This is a genomic window from Pseudomonas sp. P7759 (genome assembly GCF_013386445.1).
Lineage (GTDB): Bacteria > Pseudomonadota > Gammaproteobacteria > Pseudomonadales > Pseudomonadaceae > Aquipseudomonas > Aquipseudomonas azotoformans_A.
Map to the genome: position 1 here is coordinate 17122 of NZ_JACART010000028.1, position 16842 is coordinate 33963.

The window sequence follows — 16842 nt, forward strand, 5'->3', positions numbered from 1 at the left end:
CAGGTACTGCTGACCATGAACTATCAGTTGAACTTTGCCGCCGTGTGGCGCGATTTCCCCAGCTTGCTGGCGGGGCTCGGCCTGGGCCTTGAGCTGGCGCTGCTGTCGATCGCCATCGGCTGTGTGATCGGCCTGATGATGGCCTTTGCCATGCTGTCCAAGCACCGTGCGTTGCGGGTCTTCGCCTCGGTGTACGTGACGGTGGTGCGCAATACGCCGATCCTTGTGCTGATCCTGTTGATCTACTTTGCATTGCCCAGCCTGGGGATCCGTCTGGACAAGATCCCGTCGTTCATCATCACCTTGTCGCTGTACGCCGGTGCTTACCTGACCGAAGTGTTCCGCGCCGGGCTGTTGAACATTCCCAAGGGCTTGCGCGAAGCCGGGCTGGCCATCGGCCTGGGCGAGTGGCGTATCCGTGCCTACATCACCGTGCCGGTGATGCTGCGCAACGTGCTGCCTGCGCTGTCGAACAACTTCATTTCGCTGTTCAAGGACACCTCGCTCGCTGCCGCCATCGCGGTGCCGGAGCTGACCTACTACGCCCGCAAGATCAACGTCGAAAGCTACCGGGTGATTGAAACCTGGCTGGTCACGACCGCGCTCTACGTGGCTGCCTGTTACCTCATTGCCATGCTGCTCCGTTACCTGGAACAGCGTCTGGCGATCCGTCGTTAAGGAGGGCTTTCATGTACGAGTCCCCAAGCTGGCTGCATGAGTTGTGGATCGCCCGGGATACCCTCTGGGCGGGCTTTCAAGCCAGCGTTTATGTGTCTGCGTTGGCAATTATCTTTGGCACCCTGATCGGCATTGTCGCGGGGTTGATCCTGACCTACGGCAAGTTCTGGATGCGTGCGCCGTTTCGTCTGTATGTCGACCTGATCCGTGGCACACCGGTGTTTGTGCTGGTGCTCGCGTGTTTCTACATGCTGCCGGCGCTCGGGTGGCAGATCACCGCGTTCCAGGCCGGTGCGGTCGGGTTGACGCTGTTCTGCGGTTCTCACGTCTCCGAGATCGTGCGCGGCGCGCTGCAAGCCATTCCCCGTGGGCAACTGGAAGCGGGCAAGGCGATCGGCCTGACGTTCTACCAGTCCCTGGGCTACGTGCTGCTGCCCCAGGCGCTGCGTCAGATTTTGCCGACCTGGGTCAACTCCTCCACGGAGATCGTCAAGGCCTCGACGCTGCTGTCGGTGATCGGCGTGGCCGAGTTGCTGCTCAGCACCCAGCAAGTGATCGCGCGCACCTTCATGACCCTGGAGTTCTACCTGTTCGCCGGGTTTCTGTTCTTTGTCATCAACTACGCCATCGAGTTATTCGGGCGCTACATTGAAAAGCGGGTGGCCTTGCCATGAACCAACCTCAAACCAACCAACCGCTGCTGAACATTCGCGGCCTGCGTAAGCAATACGGCCAAGTGGAAGTGCTCAAGGGCGTCGACCTGTCCATGCAGCGCGGCAACGTGGTGACCTTGATCGGCTCCAGCGGCTCGGGCAAGACCACGCTGTTGCGTTGCGTGAACCTGCTGGAAGAGTTCCAGGGCGGGCAGATTACCCTGGATGGCGAGTCTATCGGCTACAGCGAAATCGCCGGCAAACGCGTGCGCCATCCCGAACGGGTGATTGCCCAGCACCGTGCGATGACCGGCATGGCGTTCCAGCAATTCAACCTGTTCCCGCACCTGACGGCCTTGCAGAACGTCACCCTCGGCCTGCTCAAGGTCAAGAAGATGGGCAAGGACGAAGCCGTCGCACTGGCGGAAAAATGGCTGGACCGCGTCGGCCTTCTGGAACGTCGCAACCACTTCCCCGGCCAACTGTCCGGTGGCCAGCAACAGCGTGTGGCGATTGCCCGCGCCATTGCCATGAACCCCAGCCTGATGCTGTTCGACGAAGTCACCTCGGCCCTCGACCCGGAGCTGGTGGGCGAAGTGCTCAGCGTGATCAAGGGCCTGGCAGAAGAGGGCATGACCATGTTGCTGGTCACCCACGAAATGCGCTTTGCCTACGAAGTCTCGGACAAGATCGTTTTCATGAACCAGGGCCGCATTGAAGAGCAGGGCACCTCGAAGGACATCTTCGAACGCCCGCAATCGCCGCGCCTGGCGGAATTTCTCAAGAACATTCGTTTTTAATCAGGAGCCTTTTTTATGAGCATTACTCGTTACGGTGCCGGTAGCACAGCCGGCGGTGGTCAACCCCGTCCTTTCGCCCGTGCGGTGGAAGCCGATGGTTGGTTGTACGTCTCAGGCCAAGTGCCTGCGGTGGACGGTGAAATCATCACCGGCGGCATCATCGAACAGACCCGCCAGACCATGCGCAACGTGGTGGCGATCCTCGAAGAAGCCGGTTACGAATTGAAGGATGTCGTGCGCGTCGGCGTGTGGCTGGAAGACCCGCGGGACTTCTGGAGTTTCAACAAGGTGTTCGGTGAGTACTTCACCCCGGAACACGCGCCGGCGCGGGCCTGTGTGCAGGCCAATATGATGGTCGATTGCAAGGTCGAGATCGATTGCGTGGCGTACAAGAAGAAGTAAAGATGATCGCCCTGTTTGTGAGGCATGGGTTTCCTGTGGTGAGGGGGCTTGTCCCCCGCTGGAGTGCGCAGCGCTCCCGCTTTTTTTGGGGCCGCTTCGCAGCCCAGCGCGAGCAAGCTCGCTCACCACAGGTTGATCGCCCGCTTTGAGCATTTATGAGACCGAAACTGCCATGACCGAAGACACCATCAAACGCCGCGCCAAAGGCCTGGACCGTGCATTCGATATCCTCGATTTTCTCAAGGAAATCGGCCAGCCCCTGCGCCCGAATGATATTGCCAGCGGCATCGGCAGCCCCAAGTCCACCGTCTATGAACTGGTGGCGTCGCTGCTTGAGCGGCGCATCCTGGAAACGGTAGGCAAGGACGGTCACGTCTACCTCGGCCGCCAGCTTTACTTCCTTGGCCAGGCGCACCTGCGGCATTTCGACCTGACCCGCGAGGCCGATCACGCGCTGCAGGAAATCGTCAGCCAGACCCACGAAACCGCGCAGATGTGCCTGCTCAACGGGCGCAAATACACGGTGGCGCTGATGCGTGAGGGCGAGCGGCATTTCCGTATTTCTTCGGACATCGGCGAAAACGCTCCCATCCCGTGGACCGCCTCCGGCCGCTTGTTGCTGGGGCACTTGAGCGATCAGCAAATCATCGACCTGATCGATCACGATGACTTCATCCTGCCGGACGGCCAGCGCCTGCCGCTGGAGACCTTCCTGGCGCAAATCCGTCAGGCCACCCTCGATGGTTTCTTCTCCTTCGACAGCGTAGCCGACACCTTTACCCATTGCTTTGCCGCCCCGGTGCGGGACGCGCAAGGTATCAGCATCGCGACGCTGTGCATCGTCGCCCCACGCGCCGATGCCACAAAAAACTACAACGACTATCGCCGGGTGTTGATCGACAGCGCCAACAACCTGGCCCGGCGTATCAACGAATAGGAGTTTTCCATGTCTGCCATCAATGCCGTTGAAAAGGGCGCCGCCGCCGTTGGGGCCCACCTGGTCCGTGACGTCAGCCTGCCTGCCCTGGTGCTGCACCGTGACGCCCTGGCACACAACATCCGCTGGATGCAGGACTTCGTCAGCAACAGCGGCGCGCAGCTGGCGCCCCATGGCAAGACCAGCATGATGCCGGCGCTGTTTCAGCGCCAGATCGAGGCGGGCGCCTGGGGCATTACCCTGGCCAATGCCGTGCAGACCCGTGCCGCCTATGCCGGTGGCGTGCGTCGCGTGCTGATGGCCAACCAACTGGTAGGCGCGCCGAACATGGCGTTGATCGCTGACCTGTTGGCCGACAAGGACTTCGACTTCCACTGCATGGTCGATCACCCGGACAACGTCGCTGACCTGGGCCTGTTCTTCGCCGCCCGTGGCCTGCGCCTGAACGTGATGATCGAATACGGTGTGGTCGGCGGTCGTTGCGGCTGCCGCAGCGAGCAGGAAGTGCGTGACCTGGCCAAGGCGATCAAGGCCCAACCGGCCCTGGCCCTCACCGGGATCGAAGGCTATGAGGGCGTGATCCATGGCGAGCATGCGATCAGCGGCATTCGCGATTTCGCCGCCAGCCTGGTGCGCCTGGCGGTCGACCTGCAGAACAATGGTTCTTTCGACCTGCCCAAGCCCATCGTCACGGCGTCGGGGTCGGCCTGGTACGACCTGATTGCCGAGTCGTTCGAAGAGCAGAACGCTGCTGGCCGCTTCCTCAGCGTATTACGCCCTGGCAGCTACGTAGCTCATGACCACGGCATCTACAAAGAGGCGCAATGCTGCGTGCTCGACCGTCGCAGCGACCTCAGCGAAGGCCTGCGCCCGGCGTTGGAAGTCTGGGCCCATGTGCAATCGTTGCCCGAGCCTGGCTTTGCGGTGATTGCCCTAGGCAAGCGCGACGTGGCCTACGACGCCGGTTTGCCGGTGCCGCTCAAACGCTACAAGGCTGGTATCTTGCCGGCAGAAGGTGATGACGTGGGCACGTGCAAGGTCACCGCGGTGATGGACCAGCATGCGTTCATGACCGTGGCGCCGGGGGTTGAGTTGCGTATTGGCGATATCATTTCGTTCGGTACTTCCCACCCTTGTTTGACGTTCGACAAGTGGCAGGTCGGCTGCCTGGTGGATGAGCAGTTGCAGGTGATCGAGAGCCTGCAGACCTGCTTCTAGACCGCGTCGCTCCCTTCGCGAGCAAGCCCGCTCCCACACTTGAAATGCATTCCAAATGTGGGAGCGGGCTTGCTCGCGAAGGGGCCATCAGCCCCAACCGAGACAATCGCCATGCCCACCCAACCCCGCATCGCCCTGATCGGCGAATGCATGATCGAACTGCAACACCGCGCCGACGGCAGCCTGCACCAGAGCTTCGGCGGCGACACTTTAAATGCGGCGGTATACCTGCGCCGCGAACTGGGCGAAACGGGCAGCGTCGACTACGTGACCGCCCTGGGCGATGACAGCTTCAGCGATGCCATGTGCCAGCAATGGGCGCAGGAAGGCCTGGGCCTGGAAAGGGTCCAGCGCCTGCCCGGACGCCTGCCGGGTCTGTACTGCATCCAGACCGATGCCAATGGCGAACGCAAATTCCTCTACTGGCGCAACGAAGCGGCCGTGCGTGACTGTTTCACCACGCCCGCCGCCGAGCCGATCCTGGCCGCTTTGCCGGACTACGAGGTGGTGTATTTCAGCGGCATCACTCTGGCCGTGTTGGGTGATATCGGCCGTGAGCGTTTGCTGCAAACCCTGGTCGAGACCCGTCGGCGAGGGGGCAAGGTGGTGTTCGACAACAACTATCGGCCGCGTCTGTGGGCCAGTGTTGAAGCGGCGCGCGCGGCGTATCACCGTGTGTTGGCCGAGGTGGATATCGCCTTGCTGACCGAGGACGACGAGCGTGCGTTGTTTGGTTATGCCGACAGCGAGCAGGTGTTCGCGGCGTATCCTGGGATTGAAGAAGTGGTGCTCAAGCGTGGGGCGGAGGAATGTCTGATCCGTTGCAAGGGCGAGCGTTTTGGTGTGCCGGCGCTGAAGGTGGAAAAGGTGGTGGACACGACAGCGGCGGGGGATTCGTTCAGTGCGGCGTATTTGGCGGGGCGGCTCAAGGGCGGTTCGCCAGAGGAAGCCGCTTTGGCTGGCCATCGGCTGGCTAGTCGGGTCATCCAGGTTCCAGGGGCATTGATACCAAAGTGAATGGCCGCCTGCGGCGGATCGCGGGCAAGCCCGGCTCCCACATTTCAATGTGTGAACCCATTCAAATGTGGGAGCTGGCTTGCCTGCGATGGCAATCTAAAGCCAGCCGCTCAGTCGCGGTAGAAGACCTGCACCAAGTGATACCCGAACTTGCTCTTGATCGGCCCGTGAACCACCTTCACCGGCTTCTTGAAGATCACCGCATCAATCGCCCCCACCATCTGCCCCGGCCGCACTTCACCCAAGTCGCCGCCACGCTTGCCGGACGGGCAGGTGGAGTACTTCTTGGCCAACACATCAAAGGCTTCGCCCTTGGCAATGCGCTGCTTGAGTTGTTCGGCTTCTTCGCTGGTTTTCACCAGGATGTGACGGGCTTGGGCTTTCATTGATCTCTACCAGGTGTGCGACGGCGCGCGATTATGCCTGAACTCATTCGTCGACGCTGATCATGCTACGGATTTTAGTGGCCAGCAGATCGATGGAGAACGGCTTGGCGACCATGTCCATGCCGTCCTCCAGGAATCCCTGGCGTTCGGCGGCTTTTTCGGCATAACCGGTCATGAACAAGACGCGCAAGCCAGGCCGGTGTTGGCGGGCAATCTCCGCCAATTGCCGGCCATTCATGCCCGGCAAGCCAACATCGGTGACCAACAAATCCACGCGCAGGTCAGACTCCAGCAGCGGCAGTGCCGCCCGCGCATCCGCCGCCTGGTGCGCGGTGTAACCCAGTTCGTCGAGCACATTGACCACCAGCATGCGCACCGCCGGGTCATCCTCGACCACCACCACGGCCTCACCGGCCAGGGCCACCGGCGCTTCACCGAGGCTGGCAGGCAAACTGCTTTCCAGCGCCGTGCCATACAGGCGCGGCAGATACAGACGCACGCAGGTGCCCTGGCCTGGCTCGCTATGAATGGTCACATGACCACCGGACTGCTGGGCAAATCCGTAGATCATCGACAGCCCCAGGCCAGTGCCCTGGCCGATGGGTTTGGTGGTGAAGAACGGGTCGAACGCCTTGGCCAGGATTTTCGGCGCCATGCCAGTGCCGTTGTCGCACACGCCGAGCATCACGTAGTCGCCGGCCTTGACCGGTTCAAGGGTGGTGATGTCGGTGCCGTCCAGATAGCTGTTGGCGGTTTCGATCAGCAGTTCGCCGCCGTCGGGCATAGCGTCGCGGGCGTTGATCACCAGGTTGAGCAGGGCGTTTTCCAGTTGGCTGGCGTCGGTGTTCACCGGCCAGATGTCGTGGCCCAGTTGCACCTTGAGCCCGATGTGCGCGCCTTTTGTGCGACGGAACAAGTCTTCCAGGGAGGCGACCAATTGGTTGGGGTCCAGCGGGCGTCGGTCCAGCGACTGACGGCGCGAGAACGCCAGCAACCGATGGGTGAGAGCGGCCGCACGATGGGCGGAGGACACGGCGGCATCGGTAAAACGGCCGATCTCGTCACTGCGCCCGGCGGCGATGTAGCGCTGCATCAGGTCCAGGCTGCCGATGATACCGGTGAGCATATTGTTGAAGTCATGGGCAATGCCACCGGTGAGCTGGCCCACGGCTTCCATCTTCTGCGCATGGCGCAACGCGTCTTCGGCACGCTCACGCTCGTACATCTCGTTTTGCAGGCGCTGGTTGGCTTCGGCCAGGGCCTGGGTGCGCTGAGCCACGCGCTCTTCAAGGTTTTCGTTGAGGTGGCGCAGGGCTTCTTCGGTGAGTTTGCGTTCGGTCTCGTCGATCACGAAGATGTAGAAACCATTGACTGAGCCGTCATTGCTGAACCGCGGCAGGTACTTCATCAACGCATGGCGCGGGCGGCCATCGTGGTGCGGAGTGATGGTCATGAAGCTGCAGGCCTTGCCCTTGAGCGCGGCGGCGATCTTGTCTTCACGCCCGGCGTACACCTCCTCGCCGAGCACTTCGCGGATGGTCTTGCCGTACAGCTCCTGGGGCGTCATGCCGTACCATTCCAGGTACGCGCTGTTGTTCAGGCGAAAGCGCTGTTCATGGTCGACATAACCGATCAACACCGGCATGGCGTTGATGATCAGTTGCAATTCGGTCTGGCTCTGACGCAAGGCCTGCTCGGTGTTCTTGCGCTCGGTGAGGTCCAGCGCGGCCCCGAGGAAACGTGCCGGGCGGCCTTGATGATCCTTGTAGCAACGGCCACGGGCGAACACCCAGCGTACCTGGCCGTCGGTTTGCAGCAAGCGATACTCCTCGGCGTACTCGGTGCCAAAGGTGATGCAGTGCTTGATGCTGCGCGCCACCATGCCACGGTCTTCCGGGTGCACGCCGTGCAGGTAATCGCTGATCGGCAACGAACGCGCATCGCTGGGATCGACGCCGTGCAAGTAGGCGAAGTGCGCGTCGGCAATAAAGCGGTCTTCGCCGATATCCCAATCCCAGGTGCCTACCGCGTCGGTGGCGGCCAAGGCCAACTGCAAGCGTTGCTCGGTGTTGTGTTGGGCCTTGCGGCGTTCGTTGGTTTCGATGGCGGTGACCAGAATCCCGGCCACACGGGCGCTTTCATCGCGGATCGGGCTGTAGGTCAGGTCCAGCCAGATTTCCGTGTCGCGATTGTTGCGTTGCAGCACGAACCGTTGCTCGCTGAAGGTGCGCACCTGGCCGCTGAGCACGGCGTCGTAGATCGGCGCGGTAAAGCTTTCCAGCTCCGGCCAGGTCTGATGCGCCGGCTGGCCCATCGCTTCAGGGTGTTTGTTGCCGGCGAGTTGGGCGAAGCCGTCGTTGTAGAGCTGCGTGAGCTGGCTGCCCCACAGCAGGAGCATCGGCATCGGCGAGTGGACGACAATATCCACGGCGGTGCGCAGGCTTTGCGGCCAATCACTGGCCTCACCGAGCGGGCTTTGCGCCCAGTCCAGCCGCGCAATCAATGCAGCGGCTTCGCTACCGGTGGATGTTCCAATCATGAAAAAGCCCTGAGCGTAACGCTTTGAAAAATGACAACACCCATTATCCCGTGACTTGGGAATGGGTGACTACCCCCGAAAAATAGCATGCATTCGGGGTTTGTCTTCAAATGAGTACGTCAGCGCTGAAACCTTTCATCCGTTCGCCAGTTCAGGCCGGTCGCGAAACTGCTCCAGCGCCTGCGGATTGGCCAGGGCGTCGGTGTTCTTCACCGGCTCACCGTGCACCACATTGCGCACCGCCAATTCGACGATCTTGCCGCTGATGGTGCGGGGGATATCGGTGACAGCGAGGATCTTCGCCGGTACGTGGCGCGGTGTGGTGTTGGCGCGGATCACCTGGCGGATCTGCTGCTCCAGCGCGTCGTCCAGCTCGACACCCTCGTTGAGGCGTACGAACAGCACCACGCGCACGTCGTCCTGCCAGCGTTGGCCGATGGCCAGGCTTTCCTGGACCTGTGGGACTTTTTCCACCTGGCGGTAAATCTCGGCTGTGCCGATCCGCACGCCACCGGGGTTGAGTACAGCATCGGAGCGCCCGTGGATCAGCAGGCTGCCGTTGGGACGCTGTTCGGCGTAGTCCCCCTGAGCCCAGACACCGGGAAACTGGCTGAAATACGAAGCGCGCAGTTTCTTGCGCTCCGGATCGTTCCATAGCCCGATGGGCATGGCCGGGAAATGCCGGGTGCACACCAGCTCGCCTTTTTCGCCGACCAACGGCTGGCCCTGGTCGTCCCACACCTCAATCGCCATCGCCAGGCTCTTGCACTGCATTTCGCCGCGACGCACCGGCAGCACCGGATTGCCGATCACAAAGCAGGAGACGATATCGGTGCCGCCAGACATGGAGGAAAGGCACAGCTCGCCCTTGATCTCGCGGTACACGTAGTCGTAGCTCTGCGGCGACAGCGGCGAACCGGTCGAAATCAAGCCTTTGAGACTGCTCAGGTCGTGGCTGAGGCGCGGTTGCAAGCCGGCCTTTTCCAAGGTGGCGAGAAACTTGGGGCTGGTGCCGAACACGCTGATTTTCTCTGCGTCGATCAGATCGATCAAGCGCTCGGGCCCCGGATGAAACGGCGAACCGTCATACAGCACCGCCGTAGCGCCGATCGCCAAGACCGACACCAGCCAGTTCCACATCATCCAGCCGCAGGTGGTGTAGTAGAACAGGCAATCCTCGCGGGACAGGTCGGCATGCAGGCCGTGTTCCTTGAGGTGGGTAAGCAGCACGCCGCCGGTGCCGTGGATGATGCACTTGGGCACGCCGGTGGTGCCACTGGAATAGAGAATGTACAGCGGATGATCGAACGGCACCGCGACGAATTCAGGCGCGCCGCCGGGCTGGTAGAAGTCCTGCCACAGCGCGACGCGGGCGTGGGTTTGATAGTCCTCGATCGTTGTCTGGGGCCGCGCGTACGGCACGACGATCAGCTGCTCCAGCGACGGCAGGCGTTCGAGGATTTCATTGAGCTTGGCGGTCTGGTCGATGGTTTTGCCGGCATAGCGATAACCGGCGCAGGTGATCAGCACCTTGGGCTCGATCTGGCCGAACCGGTCGATCACGCCCTGGGTGCCGAAGTCCGGCGAAGAACATGACCAGATCGCGCCCAGGCTGGTGGTGGCAAGCATGCCCACCAGGGTTTGCCAGGTGTTGGGCATGCAGGCCGCGACACGGTCACCCTGCACCACGCCGGCGGCCCGCAGGCTGTTTTGCAGGCCGGCGACATGTGCGGCCAGTTCGGCGTAGGTCAATTGCTCGCGCTGGCCGTCTTCGCTGAGGGCGACCACTGCGGGGTGATCGTCGCGGCGGCGCAACAGGTGTTCGGCGAAGTTCAGGGTCGCGCCGGGAAACCATTGGGCGCTGGGCATCTCGGCGTCTTCGATCAGTACCGCCGTGGGCGGGCTGCGAAATTGCACGTCGAAGTATTCCACGATCGCCCGCCAGAAATCCGCGCGCTGGTCGATGCTCCATTGGTGCAGCGCCGGGTAGTCGCGCAGCTGCACGCTGTAGCGCTGGTTGATGTAGCGCCGGAACTGGTCCATCCGCGTGTGGGCGATGCGTTCCGGGGAGGGTTGCCAGAGGATCTCGGACATAGTGGGCCTCTTGTTATTGTGCCAGCCAGCCGCCGTCGATATTCCACGCGGCGCCGCGCACCTGGCTGCCGGCTTCGCTGCACAAGAACAGCACCAGCTCGCCCAGTTGCGGCGGCGTGACAAACTCCAGGGACGGCTGCTTCTCCGCGAGCAGATCATGCTGCGCTTGTTGCGGGTCGACGCCGGCGGCAGCACGGTCATCAATCTGTTTTTGCACCAGCGGCGTCAGCACCCAGCCGGGGCAAATGGCGTTGCACGTCACGTTGCTGGTGGCGGTTTCCAGGCCGACGACCTTGGTCAAGCCAATCACACCGTGTTTGGCTGCCACATAGGCGGCCTTGCCCACCGAACCGACCTGGCCATGCACCGAGGCGATATTGACAATACGCCCCCAGCCCTTGGCCTTCATGCCTGGCAAGCTCAAGCGTGTGCTGTGGAACACCGACGACAGGTTGATCGCAATGATCGAGTCCCAGCGCTCGGCGGGAAAGTCTTCCACCGCCGCCACATGCTGGATGCCGGCATTGTTCACCAGGATATCCACGCCGCCGAATTCACGCTCGGCGTAGGCGATCATGTCGGCGATTTGCGCCGGGTCGCTGACGTCCGCCGGGTGATGGCCGACCTTGCCGCCGAACGCCTGCACCTGGGCGACCACCGCGCTGGCGTCGCCGAAGCCGTTGAGGATCAGGTTGGCGCCGGCCTTGGCCAGGCTCAAGGCAATCCCTAAGCCGATGCCGCTGGTGGAGCCGGTGACCAGGGCGGTCTTGCCGTTCAATGTCGTCATGAAAACCTCACACAATGCCGGTGGCGTAGAAAGTACCGATCACCACGAACACCGCGAGGGTCTTGATGATCGTGATGCCGAAAATGTCCTTGTAGGCTTCGCGGTGCGTCAGGCCGGTGACCGCCAGCAGCGTGATCACCGCGCCGTTGTGGGGCAGGGTGTCCATGCCGCCGCTGGCCATGGCCGCGACGCGGTGCAGTACTTCAAGGGGGATATTGGCCGCATGGGCCGCCGAAATAAAGCTCTCGGACATGGCTGCCAGGGCGATGCTCATGCCACCCGACGCCGAGCCGGTGATGCCGGCCAACAGGGTCACGGTAATCGCTTCGTTGACCAGTGGGTTGGGGATGCCCTTGAGCCAGTCCGCCAACACCAGAAAACCCGGCAGCGAGGCGATCACGGCACCAAAGCCGTATTCGGACGCGGTGTTCATCGCCGCCAGCAACGCACCGCTGACCGCGCTTTTGCTGCCTTCGGCGAGTTTGCTCTTGATGGCCGACCAGCCAAACACCAACACCATGACGATGCCCACCAACAACGCCGCTTGCACCGCCCAGATCGCGGTGAGCTTGGCGATTTCGGTGGTCACCGGCGTGGTCATGCCTGGCAGGGCAAGGCTGTGGGTCTTGCCGTACCACTGCGGGATCCAGTGGGTGAACAGCAGGTTCATCACGCCCACCAGAATCAGCGGCGACAGCGCGATCCAGGGGTTGGGCAGCGCCAGGTTGTCGGCCGTTTCCGGTTCGTTGCGCAGTTCGGTGCCGTAGCCTTCTCCGGCCCGTTGCGCCTTGTTGCGCTGGCGTGCCAGGTACAGCATGCCGGCGCAGAACACGAAGATCGTGCCGATCAAGCCCAGCCATGGCGCGGCCCACGCCGTAGTGTTGAAGAAGGTGCTGGGGATGATGTTCTGGATCTGCGGCGTGCCGGGCAGGGCGTCCATGGTGAACGAGAATGCGCCGAGGGCGATGGTCGCCGGGATCAGGCGTTTGGGGATATTGCTCTGGCGGAACATCTCCGCCGCGAACGGGTACACCGCAAACACCACCACAAACAGCGACACGCCACCATAGGTGAGCAGGGCGCAGACCAGCACGATCACCAGCATCGCCTGGCGCGTGCCGAGCAGACGGATCGCTGCGGCAACGATGGAGCGCGAAAAGCCCGACAGCTCGATCAGCTTGCCGAACACCGCGCCGAGCAGGAACACCGGGAAATACAGTTTGATAAAGCCGACCATCTTCTCCATGAACACCCCGGTAAAGGCAGGCGCGACGGCGGACGGGTCGGTAAGCAGCACTGCGCCGAGGGCGGCGATGGGGGCAAACAGGATAACGCTATAGCCACGGTAGGCAGCCAGCATCAGCAACGCGAGCGCTGCCAGGGCAATGATCACACTCATGGTGTGTCTCCATCGGATTGTTATTTTTGTGGGGTGTTGCTGTAGGAGGGGGCTATAGCGAGATGTGTGCCAACTATCTAAGTGTTTGAAATGTATGAATAAATTTCAGATATTGGATTGGCGCTATCAGATTTGTCCCTTATTTGAGACTTATGAAGATCAAATGTGGGAGCGGGCTTGCTCGCGAATGCGCTGTATCAACCAAGAATCAGGCGGCTGGCACACCGTATTCGCGAGCAAGCCCGCTCCCACATTGGAATGTCTTCGTATATGGAATTGTGTCTCTCTATTGAGACTGGGCAAGATCCAACGCCACCATCTTCTTGTACAACGTCGACCGCCCAAGCCCCAGCTGCTTGGCGGCCTCCACCACATTGCCCCCGCATGCCCTCAACGCTGCCGTGATGATCTGCCGATCAAACCGCTCCCGCGCTGCGTTGAAACTTTCCCCCTCAACCGTCGCGACGGCGCTGCTACGCGCCACCGGCGTAAAGGTACCAATCGCCGCCCGAATTTCCCTGGCATTCAGCACCAGGTCATCACTCAGCAGCGCCGCGCGTTCCAACACATTGCGCAACTCACGGATATTCCCCGGCCACGCATGCTGTGCCAGCAGCGCCAGTGCCTCACGGTCCAGTTCATGCTGGCTACGCAACTCCTCAAGAATCGCCTCGCTCAATGCCGGAATATCCTCCAGCCGCTCACGCAGCGGCGGCACCTGGATCGGCAGCACATTCAGCCGGTAATACAGGTCGGCGCGGAATTCACCGCGTTTGATCGCCGCTTCAAGATCCATGGAGGTCGCCGCGATCACCCGCACATCGCTGTGCAGCATCTCGTTGGAGCCCACCGGCTCGAACTCCTTCTCCTGCAATACCCGCAGCAATTTGCTTTGCAGCGGCAGCGGCATGTCGCCGATTTCATCGAGGAACAGCGTGCCACCCTGGGCAATCTGGAATTTGCCCGCACGGCCTTTACGGTCGGCGCCGGTAAACGCGCCTGGTGCGGTGCCGAAGAACTCGGCTTCGAGCAGGTCAGCGGGAATCGCTGCACTGTTGATGCTGACAAAGGCCTTGTGCGCACGGCTCGACGCGCCGTGAATCGCCTGGGCCAGCAATTCCTTGCCGGTGCCGGTCTCGCCCAGCAGCAACACCGGCGACTCGGCGCTGGCACTGCGCCGCGCCCGGCGCTTGACTTCGAGGCTGGCGGCGCTGGTGCCGATAAAGTGCGCGAAGTTGTATTTGCTCTGGCGTGAGCGCAGCAGCGAGCGTGTCGAGGCCAACTCCTGCTGCATGCTCAGGTAGCGCTCGATCAGCGGTGACAGGTTGCGCAGTTCATCGAACAATGCAAAGCCAATCGCGCCGATCACCGCGCCGGCATCGTTGTGGATCGGCAAACGCATCACCACCAACGGGCCTTTGGGCGTGTCCTGGATGTCCAGCAGGATCGGCTGATCATTGCGCACCACCTGGCGCAACAGGCTGTTGGAAATCACCTGCTCGCAGGGCTGGCCGATGGCTTCGTCGGCGCTTTTCAGGCCAAAGCGCTTGGCGTAGCGCTCGTTCATCCACACGATGTTCGCGTCGCGGTCGACAATCACCGTGCCTTCGCTGGACTGCTCGATGATCTCGAACAGCGATTGGATGGCCAGGCCGCGAACCTGTTGGTAATCCGTGAGGCTGGTGCTCATGAGGATAACCCGCAGGCGGCCGCCAGCAATTCCTGGGTGTAGGGATGCTGGGGCGCGTCAAACACCCGATGGCTCGCGCCAGCCTCAACGACCTTGCCGTCCTTGATCACGATCATGTCGTGGGCCATGGCGCGTACTACCGCCAGGTCATGGCTGATGAACAGGTAAGTCAGGCCGTATTTCTCCTGCAGTTCACGCAGCAGCGCCACCACTTGCTTCTGCACGGTGCGGTCGAGGGCCGACGTGGGTTCGTCGAGCAGCATCAGCGCCGGCTTGAGCACCAAGGCGCGGGCGATGGCAATGCGTTGGCGCTGGCCGCCGGAAAACTCATGGGGGTAACGGTGGCGGCTGGCAGGGTCGAGGCCCACATCTTTGAGCACCTGGATCACCTGCGCATCACGGTCGGCCAGGCTGCACGGCGCGTGCACCTCCAGGCCTTCGCTGATGATCTGCTCCACGGTCATGCGTGGGCTGAGGCTGCCGTAAGGGTCTTGGAACACCACCTGCATCTGCTTGCGCCACGGGCGCATCTGCTGGTTATTCAGCGGGTCGAGCGCTTCACCCTGGAAGCGGATGCTGCCGGTGGAGTCCAGCAGCCGCAGGATCGCTTGGCCCAGGGTGGATTTGCCCGAGCCGGACTCACCGACAATCCCCAGGGTCTTGCCACGTTGCACGCTGAGGCTGATGCCGTCCACTGCACGCAGGTAGGTCTTGCGCCGGAACAAGCCGCCGCCGAGGGGGAATTGCACGGTCAGGTCGTCAACCTGCAACACCGTCTCGCGCTCGTCACTGCACAGCGCATCACCGTCCGGCTCGGCATCCAGCAGCAGGCGGCTGTACGGGTGTTGCGGCGCATTGAACAGGCTCTGGCAGTCAGCCTGCTCGACAATCTCGCCCGCGCGCATCACGCACACACGCTGGGCAATGCTGCGCACCAGGTTGAGGTCGTGGCTGATCAGCAGCAGCGACATGCCCAAGCGTTGTTGCAGGGACTTGAGCAGCAGCAGGATCTTGCGCTGCACGGTCACGTCCAACGCGGTGGTGGGTTCGTCGGCGATCAGCAGTTCCGGCTCGCAGGCCAGGGCCATGGCGATCATCACCCGCTGGCGTTGCCCGCCGGACAGTTGATGGGGATAGGCCTTGAGCCGTTCCTGGGGTTTCTGGATGCCCACCAGGTCGAGCAATTCCAGAATGCGCGCCTGGGCCGCCTTGCCACCCAGGCCCTTGTGCAACAGCAGGGTTTCGCCGATCTGTTTTTCGATACTGTGCAACGGGTTCAGGGAGGTCATCGGCTCCTGGAAGATCATCGCAATGCGGTTGCCGCGCAGCTTTTGCAGGGTCGCCGCCGATGCGCCGATCAATTCCTGGCCGCGGTACTGGATAGAACCGGTGGTTTCAGTGCCGGCTTCGGGCAGCAATTGCAGGATCGAGTGGGCGGTCACCGACTTGCCCGAGCCCGACTCGCCCACCAGCGCCAGGCACTCGCCGGGGCGTACGTCCAGGCTCAGGTTACGCACCACGGTCTGGCCGCTGAAGGCGACGCTGAGGTCGCGGATTTCGATCAGGTTCATAGGCGGTCACTCATGAGCGTGGGTCGAAGGCATCACGCAATGCCTCGCCGATAAACACCAGCAGCGACAGGATCAGCGCCAGTGTGAAGAACGCCGTCAGGCCCAGCCAGGGCGCTTGCAGGTTCTGCTTGCCCTGGGCAATCAGCTCGCCCAGAGAGGCGCTGCCTGCCGGCATGCCGAAACCGAGGAAATCCAGGGCGCTCAGGGTAGAGATCGCGCCGGTCAGGATGAACGGCAGGTAGCTCAAGGTCGCGGTCATGGCATTGGGCAGGATATGCCGGCGAATGATCTTGCCATCACCCAAACCCAAGGCCCGTGCGGCCTTGACGTATTCCAGGTTGCGCCCGCGCAGGAACTCGGCGCGCACCACGTCCACCAGGNNATCCCCAGCAGCCACCAGAAATTGGGCTCGACAAAACCGGACAGGATGATCAGCAGGTACAGCACCGGCAGCCCGGACCACACCTCCAGCACGCGCTGGCCAATCAAATCCACCCAGCCGCCGTAATAACCCTGCAACGCACCGGCTGCAATACCGATGGCGGCGCTGATCGCGGTGAGCGCCAGGGCAAACAGGATCGACACCCGTGCGCCAAAGATCACCCGCGCCAACACATCCCGCGACTGATCATCGGTGCCCAGCCAATTCACCGCCGAGGGCGGGCTGGGGG

At 62.2% G+C, this 16842-nt stretch carries 14 protein-coding genes and 1 pseudogene; 7 read left to right on the forward strand and 8 right to left on the reverse strand.

Features of this window, described 5'->3' with window-relative positions:
- Positions 1-15: 15 nt before the first annotated feature.
- The 7 genes from HX823_RS21250 to HX823_RS21280 all read left to right on the forward strand — a co-directional run bounded on the left by HX823_RS21250 (position 16) and on the right by HX823_RS21280 (position 5705).
- Positions 16-678: an amino acid ABC transporter permease gene (locus HX823_RS21250; protein ID WP_010210962.1), complete on the forward strand. Its 663-nt coding sequence runs from the start codon at positions 16-18 to the stop codon at positions 676-678.
- Positions 679-689: 11 nt separating this feature from the next.
- On the forward strand, positions 690-1352 hold the full coding sequence (locus HX823_RS21255) for an amino acid ABC transporter permease (protein ID WP_025857548.1): 663 nt from the start codon (positions 690-692) through the stop codon (positions 1350-1352).
- Positions 1349-2131 carry an amino acid ABC transporter ATP-binding protein gene (locus tag HX823_RS21260; protein ID WP_065907741.1) on the forward strand — a complete coding sequence of 261 codons (783 nt, stop codon included), beginning with the start codon at positions 1349-1351 and terminating at the stop codon, positions 2129-2131. The genes HX823_RS21255 and HX823_RS21260 overlap by 4 nt, the downstream gene beginning before the upstream one ends.
- A gap of 15 nt (positions 2132-2146) precedes the next feature.
- The gene (locus tag HX823_RS21265; RefSeq protein ID WP_016976584.1) at positions 2147-2533 is read left to right on the forward strand and encodes a RidA family protein; all 387 of its coding nucleotides are present in this window, start codon (positions 2147-2149) and stop codon (positions 2531-2533) included.
- A 172-nt stretch (positions 2534-2705) separates the two neighbouring features.
- A complete protein-coding gene (locus tag HX823_RS21270; RefSeq protein ID WP_016976583.1) occupies positions 2706-3470 on the forward strand; it encodes an IclR family transcriptional regulator in 765 nt (254 codons plus the stop codon).
- Positions 3471-3479: 9 nt separating this feature from the next.
- Complete coding sequence (locus HX823_RS21275; RefSeq protein ID WP_038846187.1) at positions 3480-4688, forward strand: amino acid deaminase; 1209 nt, start codon at positions 3480-3482, stop codon at positions 4686-4688.
- A 111-nt stretch (positions 4689-4799) separates the two neighbouring features.
- On the forward strand, positions 4800-5705 hold the full coding sequence (locus HX823_RS21280; protein ID WP_177076498.1) for a sugar kinase: 906 nt from the start codon (positions 4800-4802) through the stop codon (positions 5703-5705).
- Between the two features lie 110 nt (positions 5706-5815).
- On the opposite strand, the gene HX823_RS21285 is transcribed toward HX823_RS21280, so the two are convergent.
- The 8 genes and pseudogenes from HX823_RS21285 to HX823_RS21320 form a co-directional block, all read right to left on the reverse strand.
- Entirely contained in the window at positions 5816-6091 is a 276-nt protein-coding gene (locus HX823_RS21285) for a peptidylprolyl isomerase (protein WP_003174397.1), read from the reverse strand.
- A gap of 43 nt (positions 6092-6134) precedes the next feature.
- The gene (locus HX823_RS21290; protein WP_177076500.1) at positions 6135-8630 is read right to left on the reverse strand and encodes a PAS domain-containing sensor histidine kinase; all 2496 of its coding nucleotides are present in this window, start codon (positions 8628-8630) and stop codon (positions 6135-6137) included.
- Between the two features lie 135 nt (positions 8631-8765).
- Positions 8766-10724, reverse strand: coding sequence for an acetoacetate--CoA ligase (locus HX823_RS21295; protein WP_177076502.1), 1959 nt, complete (start codon positions 10722-10724; stop codon positions 8766-8768).
- A gap of 13 nt (positions 10725-10737) precedes the next feature.
- Positions 10738-11511: a 3-hydroxybutyrate dehydrogenase gene (locus HX823_RS21300; protein WP_177076504.1), complete on the reverse strand. Its 774-nt coding sequence runs from the start codon at positions 11509-11511 to the stop codon at positions 10738-10740.
- A gap of 7 nt (positions 11512-11518) precedes the next feature.
- The gene (locus HX823_RS21305; RefSeq protein ID WP_033902346.1) at positions 11519-12910 is read right to left on the reverse strand and encodes a GntP family permease; all 1392 of its coding nucleotides are present in this window, start codon (positions 12908-12910) and stop codon (positions 11519-11521) included.
- A 286-nt stretch (positions 12911-13196) separates the two neighbouring features.
- A complete protein-coding gene (locus HX823_RS21310) occupies positions 13197-14600 on the reverse strand; it encodes a sigma-54-dependent Fis family transcriptional regulator (RefSeq protein WP_038843826.1) in 1404 nt (467 codons plus the stop codon).
- Positions 14597-16171 carry an ABC transporter ATP-binding protein gene (locus HX823_RS21315; protein ID WP_177076506.1) on the reverse strand — a complete coding sequence of 525 codons (1575 nt, stop codon included), beginning with the start codon at positions 16169-16171 and terminating at the stop codon, positions 14597-14599. The genes HX823_RS21310 and HX823_RS21315 overlap by 4 nt, the downstream gene beginning before the upstream one ends.
- Positions 16172-16181: 10 nt before the next feature.
- Positions 16182-16842: pseudogene (locus HX823_RS21320) on the reverse strand (ABC transporter permease subunit); the annotation flags it as partial.

Coding starts and splice junctions, on each gene's coding strand:
- HX823_RS21300 (WP_177076504.1), bottom strand. CDS start 11,511: ATGACGACATTGAACGGCAAGACCGCCCTGGTCACCGGCTCCACCAGC.
- HX823_RS21265 (WP_016976584.1), top strand. CDS start 2,147: ATGAGCATTACTCGTTACGGTGCCGGTAGCACAGCCGGCGGTGGTCAA.
- HX823_RS21260 (WP_065907741.1), top strand. CDS start 1,349: ATGAACCAACCTCAAACCAACCAACCGCTGCTGAACATTCGCGGCCTG.
- HX823_RS21255 (WP_025857548.1), top strand. CDS start 690: ATGTACGAGTCCCCAAGCTGGCTGCATGAGTTGTGGATCGCCCGGGAT.
- HX823_RS21270 (WP_016976583.1), top strand. CDS start 2,706: ATGACCGAAGACACCATCAAACGCCGCGCCAAAGGCCTGGACCGTGCA.
- HX823_RS21310 (WP_038843826.1), bottom strand. CDS start 14,600: ATGAGCACCAGCCTCACGGATTACCAACAGGTTCGCGGCCTGGCCATC.
- HX823_RS21290 (WP_177076500.1), bottom strand. CDS start 8,630: ATGATTGGAACATCCACCGGTAGCGAAGCCGCTGCATTGATTGCGCGG.
- HX823_RS21315 (WP_177076506.1), bottom strand. CDS start 16,171: ATGAACCTGATCGAAATCCGCGACCTCAGCGTCGCCTTCAGCGGCCAG.
- HX823_RS21275 (WP_038846187.1), top strand. CDS start 3,480: ATGTCTGCCATCAATGCCGTTGAAAAGGGCGCCGCCGCCGTTGGGGCC.
- HX823_RS21250 (WP_010210962.1), top strand. CDS start 16: ATGAACTATCAGTTGAACTTTGCCGCCGTGTGGCGCGATTTCCCCAGC.
- HX823_RS21295 (WP_177076502.1), bottom strand. CDS start 10,724: ATGTCCGAGATCCTCTGGCAACCCTCCCCGGAACGCATCGCCCACACG.
- HX823_RS21285 (WP_003174397.1), bottom strand. CDS start 6,091: ATGAAAGCCCAAGCCCGTCACATCCTGGTGAAAACCAGCGAAGAAGCC.
- HX823_RS21280 (WP_177076498.1), top strand. CDS start 4,800: ATGCCCACCCAACCCCGCATCGCCCTGATCGGCGAATGCATGATCGAA.
- HX823_RS21305 (WP_033902346.1), bottom strand. CDS start 12,910: ATGAGTGTGATCATTGCCCTGGCAGCGCTCGCGTTGCTGATGCTGGCT.